Here is a 1,606-nt window from a genome sequence, read left to right as displayed (position 1 = left end):
CGATCCCACATCGACTCCTAGTTGCGTCGCGCGGAACCGCTCGGTCTGCGCCACGGGTGGGTTCGGCGCGCCGGTCAGAGTTTGCGGAGACCATCGCTCAGCAGCGCGAATGCCGTCTCGGCGTCGGCGACGGCACCGGGGTGCCGCTCGGCGGCCGACTGTCCCTCGACGAGGTGTTTCACGTTGTCCTCGGCCAGTAGGTGTTGGGTGGTGGTGAACTGTGCCGCGGCCATGCGCGCACGGAAAGCGTTGGTGTTCCCGGTGTCCAGCAAGGCGTCCGCCAGCTGCGCGGCATCGCGCCGTCGAAATGCCAGTAATCCGTTGGCCAGCACCGGGTGCTCATTGATCAACCCGTAGAGCGCAAGCACTTCGGAGTCGTCGCAGAGTCCGGTCGCCGGGTCGCGCCGGTTCAGGCCGGCCAGATGGTGCGCGCGCAACGCGGCAAGTGGCGACCATCGTGCCGGGCGGTTCCTGACGACGCGTGCGGCCTCTCCCGCGTGGTCGGCGATCCGGTGTAGGACCAGGTCGTCTTTGGCTGGGAAGTAACTGAACAGGGTGCGTCGGGACACCGCGGCCGCCTCGGCGATCGCGGCGACGGAGGTCTGTTCGTAACCGGCATCCAGAAACAGCGCGATCGCCGCGTCCGAGATCGCCTGCCGGGTCTGTTGTTTCTTTCGCTCGCGAAGTCCGGGCACGGGATCATCCTATGCGATTCTGCACTCGAGATACTATTGCACCCAGTGCAGAAATTGCGATCAGGTGGAGGTTGTTGTGGCAGGTCATCGTGAGTGTCTCGCGGTCGAGGGACAGTTCGGCGGCGGGACCGGACCGGAATTGGTCTTCCTGCACGGTGGTTCGGGCAGTTGGCGGTTGGGTACGGAGTTGTTCGAGCACTTGCCTCGGGCGGTCCGCTGGTGGGGCGTCGACCTGCCCGGGCACGGGGACTCGGCCTGGACCGGGCGGTACAGCTTGGAGGACGCAGCCGACGAGCTCGCGAGGTGGGCCGTCGCGAAGCTCGGCGGTCCGGCGTGGTGGTACGGCCATTCCTACGGCGGGCAGGTCGCGCTGGCGTTGGCCGGCAGGCATCCCGACGTGGTGTCCGGGCTGGTCGTCGGAGACTCGCCACTGACGCTGTCGGGCATGCACACGCTGTTCGAGCGCACCGGCGTCCGGATGCGCATTTGGCGAAGCTGGTGCGGGCGGCCGGAATCCGAGCTCCTGACGTTGCTCGGTGCCGAGCCCGCGGGCGACCGGACCACCGCCGCGATGCTCGGGCCGGACCATCCCTATCTACGACGGATGGCCGCCGCGTTGCACCGGCACGATCCCGGATTCCTCGACGCTATCGTGAACAACACCCGCGAAATCTACGGCGGCCTGGACCAGGCGGCGACCTGGCTGAGCGAGGTACGCGGCCCCGTCGTACTCCTGCGCGCCGACCCCGCTGTGTTCGCCATGTCCACCGACACCGACGCGCTGCTCGTCCGTGAGCACGCCCGCGACGGACGCATCCGAACCCTGCCCGGCGTGGGACACGGGCTTCAGAACTTCGTTCCGAAGCCCGTGGCGAATGCCCTCGCCGAACAGATCACCATTTGACGCGCCG

2 protein-coding genes are annotated in these 1,606 nt (G+C 67.8%); one reads left to right on the top strand and one right to left on the bottom strand.

Translation table 11 applies throughout. The features are described from left to right. Positions 1 to 74: 74 nt before the first annotated feature. Complete coding sequence (locus tag IU476_RS35640; RefSeq protein WP_195106761.1) at positions 75 to 695, bottom strand: TetR/AcrR family transcriptional regulator; 621 nt, start codon at positions 693 to 695, stop codon at positions 75 to 77. Between the two features lie 76 nt (positions 696 to 771). On the opposite strand from IU476_RS35640, the gene IU476_RS35635 reads away from it, so the two are divergent. Further along, positions 772 to 1,599 carry an alpha/beta fold hydrolase gene (locus IU476_RS35635; protein WP_195106760.1) on the top strand — a complete coding sequence of 276 codons (828 nt, stop codon included), beginning with the start codon at positions 772 to 774 and terminating at the stop codon, positions 1,597 to 1,599. The last annotated feature ends 7 nt before the right edge of the window (positions 1,600 to 1,606 follow it).

Origin of the sequence: Nocardia blacklockiae, from assembly GCF_015477355.1 — a bacterium.
Lineage (GTDB): Bacteria > Actinomycetota > Actinomycetes > Mycobacteriales > Mycobacteriaceae > Nocardia > Nocardia blacklockiae.
Note: the sequence above shows the minus strand (reverse complement) of the source record. Positions and strands in the feature narration are given on the sequence as shown.